This is a genomic window from Streptomyces sp. URMC 126 (assembly GCF_051386555.1).
Lineage (GTDB): Bacteria > Actinomycetota > Actinomycetes > Streptomycetales > Streptomycetaceae > Streptomyces.
In genome coordinates, this window is record NZ_JBPQTX010000974.1 from 1 (window position 1) to 263 (window position 263).

1 protein-coding gene is annotated in these 263 nt (G+C 76.8%); it reads left to right on the top strand.

Features of this window, described 5'->3' with window-relative positions:
* Positions 1–148: 148 nt before the first annotated feature.
* Positions 149–263: heterodisulfide reductase-related iron-sulfur binding cluster (locus ACSNOK_RS34730; RefSeq protein ID WP_436784695.1), on the top strand; the 115-nt coding region annotated here is incomplete at its 3' end.

Genomic DNA, 263 nt, shown 5'->3' on the forward strand with positions numbered 1-263 from the left:
TCGGCAACGTGCTGGTCCAGGCGCGCGCGGCCGGCGCCGTGCGCGGCGACCTGGCGGCGCTGCGCTCCCTGCTGCGCGCCACCCGGCCGCTGCGGCACCATGAGCCCGTGGGTGACCAGGCAGCCTGGCGTCGGGCGGAGGCCGCGGTATGCGGGTAGCGCTGTTCGTGACGTGTGTGACCGACACGCTCTACCCGGGCACCGGGCGGGCCGCTCTCGCGGTGCTGGAGCGGCTGGGGGTGGAGGTGGACTTCCCCCTCGCCC